Origin of the sequence: Arthrobacter sp. zg-Y916 (assembly GCF_020907385.1) — a bacterium.
Taxonomy (GTDB): domain Bacteria; phylum Actinomycetota; class Actinomycetes; order Actinomycetales; family Micrococcaceae; genus Arthrobacter_B; species Arthrobacter_B caoxuetaonis.
On record NZ_JAJJOD010000006.1, the window covers coordinates 245,424 to 260,264 of the forward strand.

Annotated in this window: 15 protein-coding genes; 6 read left to right on the forward strand and 9 right to left on the reverse strand. The window is 64.2% G+C overall.

Annotation, left to right across the window (positions count from 1 at the left end; genetic code table 11):
• Positions 1 to 5: 5 nt before the first annotated feature.
• Complete coding sequence (locus tag LOC59_RS11190) at positions 6 to 344, reverse strand: hypothetical protein (RefSeq protein WP_229971989.1); 339 nt, start codon at positions 342 to 344, stop codon at positions 6 to 8.
• Between the two features lie 53 nt (positions 345 to 397).
• Positions 398 to 1,309, reverse strand: coding sequence for a mycothiol conjugate amidase Mca (gene mca / locus LOC59_RS11195; RefSeq protein WP_229971992.1), 912 nt, complete (start codon positions 1,307 to 1,309; stop codon positions 398 to 400).
• Positions 1,310 to 1,366: 57 nt separating this feature from the next.
• Here mca and LOC59_RS11200 point away from each other — a divergent pair, with 57 nt between their 5' ends.
• Positions 1,367 to 1,843: a DUF4307 domain-containing protein gene (locus tag LOC59_RS11200; protein WP_229971993.1), complete on the forward strand. Its 477-nt coding sequence runs from the start codon at positions 1,367 to 1,369 to the stop codon at positions 1,841 to 1,843.
• 233 nt (positions 1,844 to 2,076) lie between these two features.
• Complete coding sequence (greA, locus tag LOC59_RS11205; RefSeq protein WP_227895173.1) at positions 2,077 to 2,568, forward strand: transcription elongation factor GreA; 492 nt, start codon at positions 2,077 to 2,079, stop codon at positions 2,566 to 2,568.
• A gap of 34 nt (positions 2,569 to 2,602) precedes the next feature.
• Here greA and LOC59_RS11210 read toward each other — a convergent pair whose 3' ends face one another.
• The 6 genes from LOC59_RS11210 to LOC59_RS11235 form a co-directional block, all read right to left on the reverse strand.
• Positions 2,603 to 3,181, reverse strand: coding sequence for a rhomboid family intramembrane serine protease (locus LOC59_RS11210; protein ID WP_229971995.1), 579 nt, complete (start codon positions 3,179 to 3,181; stop codon positions 2,603 to 2,605).
• A gap of 3 nt (positions 3,182 to 3,184) precedes the next feature.
• Positions 3,185 to 4,426 carry a threonine ammonia-lyase gene (gene ilvA, locus LOC59_RS11215; protein WP_227895177.1) on the reverse strand — a complete coding sequence of 414 codons (1,242 nt, stop codon included), beginning with the start codon at positions 4,424 to 4,426 and terminating at the stop codon, positions 3,185 to 3,187.
• The gene (locus tag LOC59_RS11220) at positions 4,423 to 5,727 is read right to left on the reverse strand and encodes an AI-2E family transporter (RefSeq protein WP_227916418.1); all 1,305 of its coding nucleotides are present in this window, start codon (positions 5,725 to 5,727) and stop codon (positions 4,423 to 4,425) included. The genes ilvA and LOC59_RS11220 overlap by 4 nt, the downstream gene beginning before the upstream one ends.
• A gap of 58 nt (positions 5,728 to 5,785) precedes the next feature.
• Positions 5,786 to 6,712, reverse strand: a complete 927-nt coding sequence (locus tag LOC59_RS11225; RefSeq protein WP_227895180.1) for an aldose 1-epimerase family protein — start codon at positions 6,710 to 6,712, stop codon at positions 5,786 to 5,788.
• A gap of 43 nt (positions 6,713 to 6,755) precedes the next feature.
• Positions 6,756 to 7,478 (reverse strand): GAF and ANTAR domain-containing protein, encoded by a 723-nt coding sequence (locus tag LOC59_RS11230; RefSeq protein WP_227895182.1) that lies wholly within the window; start codon positions 7,476 to 7,478, stop codon positions 6,756 to 6,758.
• A 127-nt stretch (positions 7,479 to 7,605) separates the two neighbouring features.
• On the reverse strand, positions 7,606 to 8,460 hold the full coding sequence (locus LOC59_RS11235; RefSeq protein WP_227916416.1) for a Bax inhibitor-1/YccA family protein: 855 nt from the start codon (positions 8,458 to 8,460) through the stop codon (positions 7,606 to 7,608).
• A 352-nt stretch (positions 8,461 to 8,812) separates the two neighbouring features.
• Between LOC59_RS11235 and LOC59_RS11240 the strand changes: the two genes are divergently transcribed.
• From LOC59_RS11240 to LOC59_RS11255, 4 genes are all read left to right on the forward strand, one after another.
• On the forward strand, positions 8,813 to 10,168 hold the full coding sequence (locus tag LOC59_RS11240) for a branched-chain amino acid ABC transporter permease (RefSeq protein WP_423721511.1): 1,356 nt from the start codon (positions 8,813 to 8,815) through the stop codon (positions 10,166 to 10,168).
• Between the two features lie 10 nt (positions 10,169 to 10,178).
• Positions 10,179 to 11,159 carry a branched-chain amino acid ABC transporter permease gene (locus LOC59_RS11245; RefSeq protein WP_227895186.1) on the forward strand — a complete coding sequence of 327 codons (981 nt, stop codon included), beginning with the start codon at positions 10,179 to 10,181 and terminating at the stop codon, positions 11,157 to 11,159.
• Positions 11,160 to 11,284: 125 nt separating this feature from the next.
• Entirely contained in the window at positions 11,285 to 12,229 is a 945-nt protein-coding gene (locus LOC59_RS11250) for an ABC transporter ATP-binding protein (RefSeq protein WP_227895345.1), read from the forward strand.
• Positions 12,226 to 12,972: an ABC transporter ATP-binding protein gene (locus LOC59_RS11255; RefSeq protein ID WP_227895187.1), complete on the forward strand. Its 747-nt coding sequence runs from the start codon at positions 12,226 to 12,228 to the stop codon at positions 12,970 to 12,972. Before LOC59_RS11250 ends, LOC59_RS11255 begins: the two co-directional genes overlap by 4 nt.
• A 245-nt stretch (positions 12,973 to 13,217) precedes the next feature.
• On the opposite strand, the gene LOC59_RS11260 is transcribed toward LOC59_RS11255, so the two are convergent.
• A complete protein-coding gene (locus tag LOC59_RS11260) occupies positions 13,218 to 14,612 on the reverse strand; it encodes an ABC transporter substrate-binding protein (protein WP_227895188.1) in 1,395 nt (464 codons plus the stop codon).
• Positions 14,613 to 14,841 lie beyond the last annotated feature (229 nt).

Here is a 14,841-nt window from a genome sequence, read left to right on the forward strand (position 1 = left end):
GGTGCTTATCCCGCCGTGTCCTGGCCGGAGCGCTTACCGGCGGTTTCGGCGGTTGCCGTCTGGTCCGATTCCGGCACGGAGCCCACGGGGTCGGCCTCGCGGACGGGGAAGGTGGTCCCTGCACGGCCGTCCGTGTCGACGTCGCCGGCGGCCTGGGCGCGGTAACGGACCCGGCGGATCCTCTTCACCATGTCGCGGATCAGGAAGACCACGCACAGGGCGAGGAAGAGCGTCGCGAGGAAACCCAGCAGGCCGGGCGTGATGTCGCCTTCCTCCAGGCCGGGCTTCAAGTCGCCCTCGATCGGGGACGTGACAGTCAGGGTGAGGCTGTACAGCAGGTTCACGAAGTATCTCTCTCTTGGCAAAACACAGCGCCATGGAACGCGGTGTCTAGCCTCTATCGTATGCCAGCGAAGAGGTCGGTTTCAGGGACAGTGGCTGGAACGCGGGATTCGATCAGGGAATAGTCCTCCCACGGCCAAACCTGCTTCTGGAGATCGGTGCTGACGGCGAAGAAGAAACCATCCGGGTCCACCTGCGTGCGGTGCGCCTTCAGCGCCTTGTCACGCAGGGGGAAGAACTCCCCGCACTCCACCTGAGTGGTGGTGGGATGCAGCGGGGCCGGGGGCTGGTTTCCCTCGGTGTCCGTTTCCAGCCAGGCCGCCAGCCGTTCCGCGTACGGTGAGTCCAGCCCGGCCTGGATCAGCGCCTCGTGCAGGGCCCGGAACCGTTCGGGGTTGAAGCCGCGGTCGTAGTAGAGCTTCTGCGGTTCCCACGGGGCACCGGTGCCGGGGTACTTCGCGGGATCGCCGGCAGCATGGAAGGCCTCGACGGCAACCTTGTGCGCCATGATGTGGTCGGGGTGGGGATAGCCGCCGTTTTCGTCATAGCTGATGATCACGTGCGGGCGGAACTCCCGGACCAGCTTCACCAGCGGGGCTGCGGCCGTCTCAAGCGGGCGGAGGGCGAAGCACCCGGCGGGAAGATCCGGCAGCGGATCTCCTTCGGGCAGCCCGGAATCCATGAATCCCAGCCAGCGGTGTTCGATTCCGAGGGCTGCCTGGGAGGCTGCCATTTCGCTGCGGCGCAGCCCGGCCAGGTCCCGCTTGGCGGCAGGAATCCCTGCCGCTGCAGGATTGAGCACGTCTCCGCGTTCCCCGCCGGTGCAGGTGGCCACCATGACCCGGACCCCGGAGGCCGCATAGGACGCCATGGTTGCCGCGCCTTTGCTGGCCTCATCATCCGGGTGCGCGTGGACGGCCAGCAGCCGCAGTTCTCCGGCGGGCCCGGAACTCGTTTCGGTCGGCAACGCACTACTCCTGACGTCCGGCAAAAGGCCGGTCTGAATGTTCGGTAAAATGAAGCGGTGAGCACTGAGGATGGTACTGAAGAGGCAGCCGGCGGCCAGCCTGCTTCCGAGCGCCCCGTGGACGGAATGTTTTCTGAGACAAGGTTAGCCAATCGCTACGGCACCCCCAAGCCCGGCATGAGCCGGCGCACAAAGACCATCCTCGCTTCGGTGGCCGGTGCTGCGGCCGTGGGTGCCGCAGTCTTCATGGCTATTCCCACCGGAGCCGGGACAGTGACTTCCAAGGACGTGGGCTTCACCATCCCCGATGCCTCAACCGCCGTCGTCGACTTCACAGTCACCAAGCCAACGGATGTCACGGTCGACTGCGCCGTCCAGGTCCTCAACGACAGCTACGCCGTCGTCGGCTGGAAGACTGTCCGGATCGGACCTGCCGAGACCGGCACCGTGTCCCTGAGCGTCGCTGTGCGCACTGATTCGCTCGGCGTGACCGGAGGCGCCAACGCCTGCTGGGTTATCGACGCGGAACAGTAGGGCCCGGACCCCTCGCAAAGGGAAACCGCCCGGCGGTCTTGGGTTTGTGCCTCCGGCTGACTAGTATGGAGGCTACGTTACGCCCCGCCCAGGTGATCACCGGATTCAATTCCGAGCGAACCGGTCACCACATGAGCGGGGTCTTTGCTTGTAAGGCCAACCGGCCGCGCAGCAATTTCAGCCAAGCCGGACCAGGTTTTCAGCGGTCCGGATGTTCATCTAAGGAGAGACCCGTGTCTACCAACAGCACATCTGTTGCCTGGCTCACGCAAGAGTCTTACGACCGCCTGAAGGCGGAACTCGACCACCTGTCCGGCCCCGGCCGCACCGAAATCGTGGCTCGAATCGAACAGGCACGGTCCGAGGGCGATTTGAAGGAGAACGGCGGTTACCACGCTGCCAAGGAGGAACAGGGCAAGGCTGAGGCCCGGATCCGCCAGCTGACGCAGCTTTTGGAGACCGCCCAGGTCGGCGAAGCACCGGCGGACGACGGCGTGGTCGAACCCGGCATGCTGGTCGAGGCCCGGATCGCGGGAGACCTGGAACAGTTCCTGCTGGGCAGCCGCGAGATTGCCGGCGACAGCGACATCGACGTGTACAGCGAGAAGTCTCCGCTGGGCGCAGCCATCCAGGGCCTGAAGGCCGGCGACGCCACAACCTACACCGCGCCCAACGGCAAGAACATTTCAGTCGAGATCGTCTCGGCAACACCGTACGCAGGCTAGCAGCCGCCAACCGTACTCAAACGCGGGTCCGTCCCTAGGGGCGGACCCGTTTTTGTGTCCGGTCGGGGTCCGTGCGGAGCACGATAGCCGCCAGCACTCCCCCGGCGGCACCAAAGAGGTGTGACTGCCAGGAAACTCCGGCGGCGGTCGGCAGGATGCCCCACAGGATGGATCCATACACCAGGAACAGCACGCCCGCGATCAGGATCTGCGGCAGGCTGCGGTTGTAGAAGCCGCGGACGATCAAGTACGCGAAGAGTCCAAAGACGACGCCGGATATGCCAATCGTGAGCCCGCCTCCGAAGATCCAGACTCCGATTCCCGAGGCCAGCCAGCAGATGGCTGTCACGGCAGCGAACCGGCGGAGCCCTTCCAGCAGGACGAGGAAAGCGAACGCCAGCAGCGGCAGGCTGTTGCTGATCAGGTGCCCGGTTCCGGTATGGAGCAGCGGGGCGAAAAGAATTCCGTCCAGGCCTTCCAGCTGCCGGGGAAGGATTCCGAGTTCCGGCAGGAGGCTGTTCTGGAAGGGCAGGGTGAGGAAATACGCCAGCCACAGGAGGGCCGTAAAGCAGGCGGCTGCCAGGAGGGCACTTTTCGCACGGCGGGCCAGCATGGGCTACCCGTGCAGCACTACGGGATGGAAGCCTTCGGCCCGAAGGTTCTGCAGGACCTTTTCACAGTGCTCGTGACCCTTGGTCTCCATGTTGATCGTGATTGCCACGTCTCCCATGCTGATCGACCCTCCCACCCTGGTGTGGTCCACTCCGGTGACATTGGCGTCCGACTCGGCGATGATCCGCGAGATTGTCGCCAGTGAACCCGGACGGTCATCCAGCAGCATCCGCACCACCAGGTAACGCCCGGCGGCTGCGAGGCCGCGCTGGATAACCTTCAGCATAAGCATCGGATCGATGTTTCCGCCCGAGAGGATGACCGCGGTGGTGCCCGGATTCTCGATTTTTCCGTCGAGGAGCGCGGCCACGCCCACGGCGCCGGCCGGTTCAACCACCAGCTTGGCCCGCTCCAGCAGGAAGATCAGGGCACGTGCCAGCGAATCTTCACTGACCGTCACGACGTCGTCGACCAGTTCGCGGATGATCGAGAAGGGAAGCTGGCCCGGCCGGCCAACGGCAATGCCATCGGCAATCGTTGATACCTTGCTCAGCGGCACCAGGGCGTCGGCGGCGAGGGAGGGCGGGTAGGCAGCGGCGTTTTCGGCCTGGACGCCGATGATCCGCACCTCGCGGCCCAGCTCCCTGGCCCGTTCCTTGATGGCAACGGCTACGCCTGCCAGCAGGCCGCCGCCGCCAACGCCCATCAGCACGGTGTCCAGCTCAGGAATTTGGTCGAGCAGTTCCAGTCCGAGGGTTCCCTGCCCCGCGACGATGTCCACGTTGTCGAACGGGTGGACAAACACTGCCCCGGTTTCGTCCGCAAAGCGCTGGGCCTCTGCGAGGGCCTCATCAACGTTATGGCCGTGCAGGACGACTTCGGCTCCGTGTCCCTGGGTTGCGGCCAGCTTGGGCAGGGCGACGCCGAGCGGCATGTAGATCCGTGCGGCGATGCCCAGGCGGGCAGCCGCGACAGCCACGCCCTGGGCATGGTTGCCTGCCGACGCCGCGACGACGCCGCGTGCTTTCTCCTCGTCACTGAGTTTTGCCATGCGGACATAGGCACCACGGACCTTGAAGGACCCGGCACGCTGCAGGTTTTCGCACTTGAGGAAGACGTTGGAGCCGGTTAGCCTTCCCAGCGCCCGGGACTGCTCAATGGGCGTATGGGCAATCACGCCGTCCAGGAGTTTGGCCGCGGCCTGGATGTCGTCAAGGGTCACGGGCAGCTGGGGTGCGTCGGTCAAGGCTGGTTCTCTTGTTCTCTTGCTGTGGATTCTGAGGATGCTGAAGGTTTTTTGGACTCTGTGGATCGGGTTTCGTCGTCGCGGCGGGCGGCGGGTTCGGACTCTTCCTGCTCGTCGTCGGGTTCTTCATCCTGCGGCGGCGCGCCGGGCGGTCCGAAAAGATTGTCCGGAGTCAGCAGCGGGTCCTGTTCCCAGCGCCGGGCCGCGATGTACCGGACCATCGAGTTGACGATTGCCATCAGCGGCACGGCGAAGAGTGCGCCTGCAATGCCTGCGACCAGGGTTCCGCCCGTCACCGCCAGGATGACGGCGAGCGGGTGCAGCGAGACTGCGCGGCCCATGATCAGGGGCTGCAGGATGTGGGATTCGACCTGCTGAATCAGCAGCACGATTCCCAGCATAATCACTGCGTTGAGCCAGCCGTTGGCTACCAGGGCCAGCAGGACGGCAATAGATCCTGTGATGACGGCACCGATCAGCGGGATAAAGGAACCCAGGAACACCAGGACGGACAGCGGCAGCGCCAGCGGCACACCGATAATCGCAGCTCCGGCACCGATGCCGACCGCATCGATAAACGCGACGACCAGCTGCACACGGACGTAATTGGTCATGGATTCCCAGCCGCGGATTCCCGCCCCGTAGGCGGCAGCCTTGGCGCGGCGCGGCATCAGCCCGGCGACAAAGCGCCAGATCCGCCGACCGTCGAGCAGGAAGAACACCAGCGCGAAGAGCGTCAGCAGGACTCCGGCGGCAAAGTGCCCGGCGCTGCTGCCGACGCTGACGGCACCGGAGAGGATACTCGCGGAATTGTTCTGCAGCGCGGAAGTTGCCTCCTTCAGCAGCTCGTCAATCTGGGTGGAGGTCACCTGCAGCGGCCCGGACTCAAGCCAGTCCTGGAACTGGGTGAACCCGTTCAGCAGTTCATCCCACAGGTCGCGGAAGCCCAGCGCCAGCTGCCGCCCCACCAGGGTGAGCGCGGCGACGATCAGGCCCAGGAAGGACACGATGGTTACCGCTACGGCGAGCCCGGAGGGCACCTTGTTCCGCCGGAGCCAGGAACTGATGGGAGCCAGCAGTCCGGCGAGCAGGGCTGCGATCATCAGCGGAATGATCAGGAGCGAAAAGTGCCCAAGGATCCAGACCAGCCCGCCGCTGACCAGGAGCACGACGCCAAGGCGCCATGCCCAGGACGCGCTGACGCGCAGGGCATAGGGAACATCGTCACCGGCACGACTGGAGCGCACCGCTGCGGCCTGGACGGCCTTGGGCGCGGCAACCCGGCGGGCATGGGGTCTCATGGGGTTATCTTTCCATAATGCGGTGTTAGTTCCCTGACAGTTACGGGTCCCGGCAGTCTCACAGTGCGGCCTGAATACCCCACTCGGCGCTAAAGGCGCTTCCCGGCTCCAGCCACCGCAGCCCTTCGCCGGAGTTGAAGGCGTTGGCGGGCGCTGTCATTGGCTCCAGGGCTACGGCGCAGCTGCGGCCGGGGAACTGGTCCGTCACGAAAACATGCACGTAGCCATAGCTCGGCCCGGCCCACAGCTGCACGGACCGCCCGTCCGGTGCGGTGAGGACATGCCGGTATTTGCCGCCGCGCTGCGTCAGGTCCGTGTAGGCGGTGTCCAGCGCGAGCGAACCCACTCTCCGGCCGCTGCGAAGGTCCCAGTCCCCGGTGACGGGCTCCTGTCCGTCCGGAATCATCGACGCGTCCGTGGTGAGCCGCGTACCGGCATCGACCTGCAGGATGAGGTCCTCGGTGGGCACTTCCCCCAGCCGCAGGAAGGGATGTGCCCCCAGCGCGAACGGTGCCCGCGCTGCGGAAAGGCTGGTCAGCGACTGGCGCACGGACAGTCCCCCGTCCTCCGCAATCCGGTAGAGCACCTCGTGGACCAGGTGGAAGGGATACCCGTGCTGGGGATAAATCGCTGCACTGAGCCGCACGGCGTCGCCGCTAACCTCCACGGGAGCGTAGCCGGTGTTCCGCAGCAAACCGTGGATGGCGTTGCCGCGGGCAGGATCGGTGATGTCGAGCTGCTGTTCGCGGCCGTCGAGCGTCCAGCGTCCGCCGGCCACGCGATTGGGCCAGGGCGCCAGCAGGATCCCGGCCGCCGACGGCGGAATGGCGTCATCCGGGTAGGTCTCCACCAGCTGGATGCCGTCCACGGTGAAACTTCGCAGCGCCCCGCCCAGGGACCCGACGACGGCGGATGCCCGGCCGCGCTCCAGCCGGAACTGTTCTCCCGTGGCAGGTACGGCTGGGGCGTTGTTCCCGGTTGTCATCCTTCCAGCCTAGCCCTGGAGGCCCCGCGGTGCCCGGATGACGCTACTCATCGAAGTGCGTGCTGACCCGTTCGCTGACAGCGGCCACCACTCCGGCAGCGACCGACCGGATTTTGACGTTGCGGGTGTTCGAAACACTCCGGAGAATTTCCACTGCCGCCTGCTGGCTGCATCCGTTTTGGCCCATGATGATCCCCACCGCCAGATCGACCACGGTCCGGGACTCCAATGCCGCCTGCAGGTTGCGTGCCCGGTGCATTTGCCCGTCAATGCGCAGGGCAAGGCACAGCGTCCCTGATGCCTCGGCCGCGATCCTCTCGGCGGTACGCAGCATTGCGGGCTGGAAAAGATGCTGGCGCGGTGAATAGAAGCAGAGGACACCGCGGGCGCCGTCCTCCAGCGCAAGCGGTACGGCGGCCATGGACCGCAGGCCTTCCACCGCTGCCGTCCCCGGGAAGGCGCCGCGGCGTGTTTCGGTCCAGGCGTCGGTCACCACTACGGAGGTATCCCCTGTGATGGCTTCGGCTCCCGGACCTCCTGCCGCGAAAACCGGTTCTGCCAGCCGGGCTGCGCGGGCATCGCTGTCGCCTGCCACCCGTTTGCGCCTGGGGCGCTCAATGACGATCGAGCATCCGCGTACCTCTGCGGCACCGGCGATCGCTACCGCCAGCACAGCGAGCTCCGCTAAATACGCCTCCAGTCCATCTGCGCAGAGCAGCAGGTCCTGGAAGGCCGCGGCATGTTCGGCCTGCACCTGTGTCACCATTCCCCCTATTCCGTGGGGCCCAATGCTACGGAGGCGGTTCCAGAGGCAGAAGGGTACAGCGCCGTTAACGAACCGCGGGACCGCAGCTTTGCAGCTGCGGTCCCGCGGTTTGATGCTGAGACGGCGGTTAGTCGTCGCCGCGCAGGATCGCGAGGATCCGGATGATCTCCACGTAGAGCCAGACCAGGGTCACGGTCAAGCCGAAAGCCGCGGTCCACGAGTAGCGCTGCGGAGCACCGGCCTTCACGCCCTGCTCAATCGAAGTGAAGTCCATGATCAGCGAGAAGGCCGCGAGGCCAACGGCCAGAAGGCCAATGATGACGCCCAGCGGAATACCGGCAATCTGGAAGCCCCGCACGCCCCACGGATCGTCAACCACGCCAAAGATCATGAGGCCCACGTTCACCAGCGAGAACACCGCGTAGCCGATCAGGGCGATCATGAAGAAGCGCATCGCCTTCGGCGTGGCACGCACCTTGCCGTTCTTGAACAGGAGCAGGGTCACGGCGAACACAGAGAGCGTGCCCACTACGGCCTGCAGGCCGATGCCCGGGTACATCGCGTCCAGGATCTGTGTCAGTGCGCCGAGGAACATACCTTCGAGCACCGCGTAACCCAGGATGAGCGCCGGAACCGGCTCGCGCTTGAACGAGTTGACGAGGCCCAGGACGAAGCCGCCGAGCGCGCCCACGATCATCAGCAGGCCGGCCGCGCCGGGAAGCACGAACACGGGGATCGCAGCGCCGAGCAGGACAACCGCCAGGCAGCCAAGGGTCTTCATGATGACGTCGTCATACGTCATCCGTCCGGTCTCGGAGGGTCCTGCGGAAGGAGCTGCATAGAGATCCTGGAGCTGCTGAGGGCTCATGGGGTCCTGCTGGGGTCCTGCAAACGGGCCGCCGGACGGAACGGTGGCCGCTCCGCCGCGGGTCTGGGAACGGAAATTCTTCCCGTTGAAAACAGGGTTGCCGCCTAGTGCCATGAATATGTCCTCCGTTTGGGGGGGGGCTTGGGTCTGTTAATCAGCCTACCAATGGAACGCTCAACGGGCAGCGATGATTCCACGGACTGGAAATGCTTTGATAACGGTTTGGCACCGAGGACGCAGAAACCGGCCTCCGGGCTTCCATAATGAAGCACCCGGTGGAGTCGTTACCTGATCGCGACCAAAGGTCACTACTTCGGTCACCCCACCGAAACAAACGCCGGGTAGCATGATCACCATTCGTGACTGACATCACATGGTCACACATAGAATGCGCCGACAACCGGTGCATTTATACCCCCGGCGGAGGTTATTCACTTTGGGAAGAATATCGGCACTCGCCCGGTATATGGGGATGGTCGTGGCGGTGGCCGGCATATTTGCCGGGCTCCTGCTCGCTGCCCCTGCCGTGCATGCAACGACAGCTCCACCCCCGGCGTCGGAATCCCCGGCCTCGGAGGGCAGTACCGAGGCAACAGCGCAGGACTCCGGGAACACCGGAGGGGACGAAGTGACCGACGGCGCCGAGTACCAGGACCGCATCAGCGGAGTCCTGCGAAACGCAGGTTCCCCGGTTGCCGGAGTGAAAATCAAGGCAAGCGGCAACGGTTACGAAGCCGAGACGCAGACCGCCGAGAACGGTTCCTGGTCCATCGGGGTTCCCGAACAAGGTGCGTTTGAGGTGGAACTGGATGAATCCACGCTCCCCGAAGGCATGGCCTTGGCCGAGGGCCAGCAGAACCCGCGTACCGTGACTTTCGCCGGAACCTCGAACATCACCACACTCTTCCTCCTGGGTGAAGGCATAGTCCTGCAGGGAGACACCTTCGGCACCAAGCTCATCGAGCGGGCCGTCGCCGGACTCAGCTTTGGACTGCTGCTGGCCCTTAGCGCCGTCGGGCTTTCCCTGATCTTCGGCACCACCGGGCTGACAAACTTTGCCCACGGCGAGATGGTGACCTTCGGCGCCGTACTGGCGTTCGGTTTCTCCGCATTGGGCCTGCCGCTGTGGCTGGCACTGATACTGGCGGTGGTCGGAGGCGCAGGCCTTGGCTACGTGCAGGACGCAGGGTTGTGGAAACCGCTGCGCAAACGGGGAACCGGACTGGTTCCCATGATGATCGTGAGCATTGGCCTGGCACTGGCGCTGCGCTACACCATCCTCTTCTTCTTCGGCGGGGCAACCCAGCAGCTGCCTAACTCGCAGAGTCCGATGCTCGAGCTGGGTCCCATTTCGATCGCGCGGAACAACCTGGTTTCCCTAGCCGTCTCACTGGTCGTCATCCTGATCGTGGCCGCCCTGCTGCTGCGTACCCGGATCGGCAAGGCCACCCGTGCCGTCGCGGACAACCCGCCGCTGGCAGCGGCCTCGGGCATCGACGTCGACCGCGTGATCCGCATTGTCTGGATGGCCGGCGGTGCGCTTGCCGCGCTCGGCGGCATCCTGTGGGCGTACTACCGCCCCGGTGTCTCCTTCAACATGGGCCAGCAGATCCTGCTGCTGATCTTCGCGTCCGTGACCCTTGGTGGACTCGGTACGGTGTTCGGCGCCCTGATCGGTTCGATCATCGTGGGACTCTTCGTGGAACTCTCCACCCTCTGGCTCGAGGCGGACCTGAAGTACGTCGGCGCGCTGCTCATCATGATTCTCGTCCTCCTGGTTCGGCCGCAGGGTATCCTCGGCCGCCGAGAGCGCATAGGTTAGGGGCCTCTACATGGACTTTGGAAACATCCTGCTGGGTGCAGTCAACGAATTCTTCACACCCACCACTGCTGCCTATGCGCTGGCGGCCCTCGGGCTGGCCGTGCACTTCGGCTACACCGGCCTGCTGAACTTTGGCCAGGCCGGCTTTATGGCAATCGGAGCCTACGGCTTTGCCATTCCCACGCTGAGCTTCAACGCTCCCCTGCCGGTGGCTTTGCTGATCGCGATGCTCGCTTCCGTGGCCTTTGCGGTGATCCTTGGATTGCCCACGCTGCGCCTGCGGGCGGACTATCTGGCCATCGTCACCATCGCCGCAGCGGAGATCGTCCGCTACATCGTGACCACCAACGGCCTGACCGAAGTCACCGGGTCGGCCAACGGCCTGGCGGCGTTCGAAGGCGGGTTCTACTCGCTCAACCCCTTCGCCCCCGGCGTGTACAACCTCGGTCCGTTCAGCCTGAACGAACGCGACCTGTGGATCCGCGTGGTGGCCTGGACCGTCGTCGCGCTGGCCTGCCTGGTGATCTGGCTCCTGGTCCGCAGCCCCTGGGGCCGAGTGGTCAAGGGAATCCGCGAGGATGAGAACGCCGTACGGTCGCTGGGCAAGAACGTCTACGCCTACAAGATGCAGGCGCTGATCATCGGCGGCATGCTCGGTTCGCTGGCAGGCATCATCTTCACGCTCCCACGCGGCGCAGTGCAGCCGGCCAACTACGGCACCGAACTGACGTTCTTCCTCTACACGGCGCTCCTGCTGGGCGGTATGTCCACGGTGCTTGGCCCGGTGATCGGCGCCATGATGTTCTGGGCCGTGCTCTCCCTGACCCAGAGCCTGCTCTACGGTGCCATCGAGTCCGGGGCCGTCACCTTCCTGAACACTACCCAGGCCGGGCAGCTGCGTTACATCCTTGTTGGTGTGGCGTTGATGCTGCTGATGATCTTCAGGCCGCAAGGCGTGCTCGGCAATAAGAAGGAGCTGTCATTCGCATGAGCCATCAAGCACAAAGCCCGCAGCCGGAGCGCCTGCCCGGCGCCCATGCGGCTGCTCCGGCGGAGAAAGCCCACACGGCCGCTGCAGATTCCGGCCATGAGGCGAGCTGGGCCGGCAATGAATACATGACGGACGACAGGCCCATCGCTGCCGACGCCGTGGCCCCCGGTTGCCGGAAGCGCGATCCGATCCTCGTGGCGTCCAACGTGACCCGCACCTACGGCGGTATCCACGCCGTCGACGTCGAGCATGTGGAGATTCCGCGGAACAAGATCACGGCGCTCATTGGTCCGAACGGCGCGGGCAAGACCACACTGTTCAACCTGCTCACCGGATTCGATACCCCGCAGTCCGGGGAATGGAGATTCGAGGACCGTGACCTTGCAGGTGTTTCGGCCTACAAGGTGGCCCGGCTGGGAATGGTCCGTACGTTCCAGCTGACCAAGGTCATGGGCAAGCTGACGGTGCTGGAGAACATGCGGCTCGGCGCCAATGAGCAGCCGGGCGAGGCACTGCGCCGGGCACTGTTCCGGCCGCTCTGGAAAAAGCGCGAGAACGAGATTACCGAACAGGCCGACGGCCTGCTGGCCAAGTTCAAGCTCGACACCAAGCGCAGCGACTACGCCGCTTCCCTTTCCGGCGGCCAGCGCAAGCTCCTGGAAATGGCGCGCGCGCTGATGGTCAATCCCAAACTGGTGATGCTGGACGAGCCCATGGCCGGCGTGAACCCTGCATTGACGCAGTCGCTGCTGGACCACATCAAGAACCTGAAAGCCGAGGGCATGACGGTCCTGTTCGTGGAACACGATATGCACATGGTTCGGCATATTGCCGACTGGGTGATCGTGATGGCCGAAGGCAAGGTAGTGGCCGAAGGGCCGCCTGCCGAGGTAATGAAGGACCAGGCCGTAATCGATGCCTACCTCGGCGCGCACCACGACGTGGACCTGGGCGATTCCGAGGGCTTCGAAAAGCTCGAAGCAGTCCTGGAGAAGGATCCGGATTCAGACATTCAGGGCGGTGAGGGGCTGGCCCCCGTGACGATCCAGGAACGTAAGGACAGGGCATGACTGCTGAAAATTTCGAGGGCGACTCCGTCGTCAAAGTCACCGATCTGGTGGCCGGCTACATTCCTGGAGTCAACATCCTTAACGGATGTTCCATAGAAGCCCGGCGCGGTGAGCTCATTGGCATCATCGGCCCGAACGGTGCCGGCAAGTCCACCTTGCTGAAGGCCATGTTCGGCCTGGTGAAGGTCCATTCCGGCACTGTTATGGTGCGCGGTCAGGACCTTACCGGGCTGAAGGCCAACAAGCTGGTGAGCCGGGGGGTGGGGTTCGTTCCGCAGAACAATAACGTGTTCGCCTCGCTGACCATTGAAGAGAACCTGCAGATGGGCCTTTACCAGCAGCCGAAGAACTTCAAGGAACGCTTCGAGTTTGTGGCTGACCTGTTTCCGGAGCTGAAGAAGCGGCGCAGTCAGCGAGCCGGCTCTCTCTCCGGCGGTGAACGCCAGATGGTGGCCATGGGCCGGGCCCTGATGATGGAGCCGGCTGTGCTGCTGCTGGATGAGCCCTCTGCCGGCCTCTCCCCCGTGAAGCAGGATGAGACCTTCCTGCGCGTTCATGAGATCAACCGTGCCGGCGTCTCGGTGATCATGGTGGAGCAGAACGCCCGGCGCTGCCTGCAGATCTGCGACCGCGCGTATGTGCTCGACCAGGGCAAGGACGCGTACACCGGAACCGGGCGTGAGCTGATGAAGGATCCCAAGGTCATCCAGCTGTACCTGGGAACCCTGGCTGATACGGCCTAGTCTCAGTCTGGCGAGTGCCCGTCTGGAGCTTCGTCTCCAGGCGGGCATTTTGCTTTGACGCACTCCTCTGTTCCTCAACGCCGTGTTACCCCCCCTGTACCGAGGCACCCACTCCACGTGACGTCAGCCTCAGGCCTGCCCTCATCCTCCGTCCGCACAGCAAAGGGCCCCTGCCGGAACAGGGGCCCTTCGAGTGGTGCGTTAGTGATTGTGGTGCGTTAGTGATTGTGGTGCGTCAGCCTGCCTTAGAGCTTGCCCACCTCGGAGCGGCTCGGAAGCGGCTTGTTGTCAGCGTCGAACTCGTAGATACCGATGAAGGCTTCAGTCGGGTCACCGTTCTCATCGAAGGTAACCGGTCCGGAGTAGCCGTCGTAGTCGATGTCTTTGCCGTCGCGCAGGAGCGTGACGCAGCCGGCGAAGTCGAAGCACTTCTCTCCGTCTGCGGAAACACCCTGCAACTCGGCAGCTATTGCAGCGCCGTCGGTGCTGCCGGCTGCCTCTGAAGCGAGGGCCAGCAGGGTCACTGCGTCATAGCTTTCACCGGCATAGGCCCAGTCCGTCAGTGCAGGATCAATGCCCAGCAGTGCGTCCTTAAAGTTGTCCGAAGCGAACGGGCCGGGGATGGTTCCCTGGGCGCCCTCCAGAGTTCCGGCATCGAGATCGGCACTGAAGTCTTTGGTGTTGCCGTCAACGAAGAAAAGCTGCGACGGGTCAACACCCTTGCCGGTCAGCAGCGGTGCAATGCTCTTGGCCTGGTCGAAGCTGATGACCACAATTGCATCCGGGTTGGCGCTGGTAACGGCGTCAACCTGGCTGCTGAACTGGGAGTCGCCTTCGTTGAACATCGGTTCTGCCACGACCTGGCCGCCTGCGGCCTCGACGGAGCTCTTGATGTTCGACTGCAGGCCGGTGCCGTAGGCGTCGTTGAGGACGATCATGCCAACGGTCTGGGCGCCGCACTCCATGATGTAGTTGCCCAGGGTACGGCCCTGGAGAACGTCGGAGGGCGCGGTGCGCCAGTAGAGCCCGTTGTCATCCCAGTCCGTGAATTCCGGGGCCGTATTCGCGGGAGAGAACTGGATGACTCCGGCACCGGTGATCTGGCTGATGACAGTCTTGGAAACACCGGAGGAAGCGGCACCGATGATGGCGCTTACGTCCTGGCCCAGCAGGTCAGTAACGGACTGCGTGGCGATGTCGGTGGTGGTATCACCGGAGTCCCGGTGGACAACCTCGATGGGCTTGCCGAGGACGCCGCCCGCAGCGTTGACCTCTTCAGCGGCCAAATTGACGCCGGCGATTTCCGGCGGGCCAAGGAAGGCAAGGGTGCCTGTGGTCGGAAGAAGGGTGCCGAGCTTCAGAGGAGTCTCTGTGGTGCCGGTGGAAGCGGGAACAGCTGAGGGGTCGCCCTTCTCTCCCGGATCCTCTCCGGTGCCGCCCTGGCTTTCCGGGCACGTGAGAACTGAGCTGTCAGCTGACGACGAAGAAGCATCGGACGGTGTGGACTCGGTGCCGGACTCGCCGCCGCTGGCGCAGCCGGAGGCGAACAGGGCGATGCCCATGCCCAGTGCTGCGATCTTTGCTGCGCGGCTATAACCATCCCCCAGGCCAAGCGGCCCGGTCTTGCGAAGTGCAGTCATGTAGTTTTTCTCCCCGATCGAAAGGCGGGTGCCTTTGATGCTGTTACCAGGTGTTCCTGATTACAAGAAAAACTAGTTGAATAATGTGTCCAAGATAAGAGCCTACGGTTACAGCCTTGTAACACTCGTCACAGCTGAAGCCAAGATGTTGCACGATGCCAAGGCGCATGGTTGCTAAACGTTCATTTTGTACCCTAGGTCGGACACACAGATGGATGGCCAGCGTCCG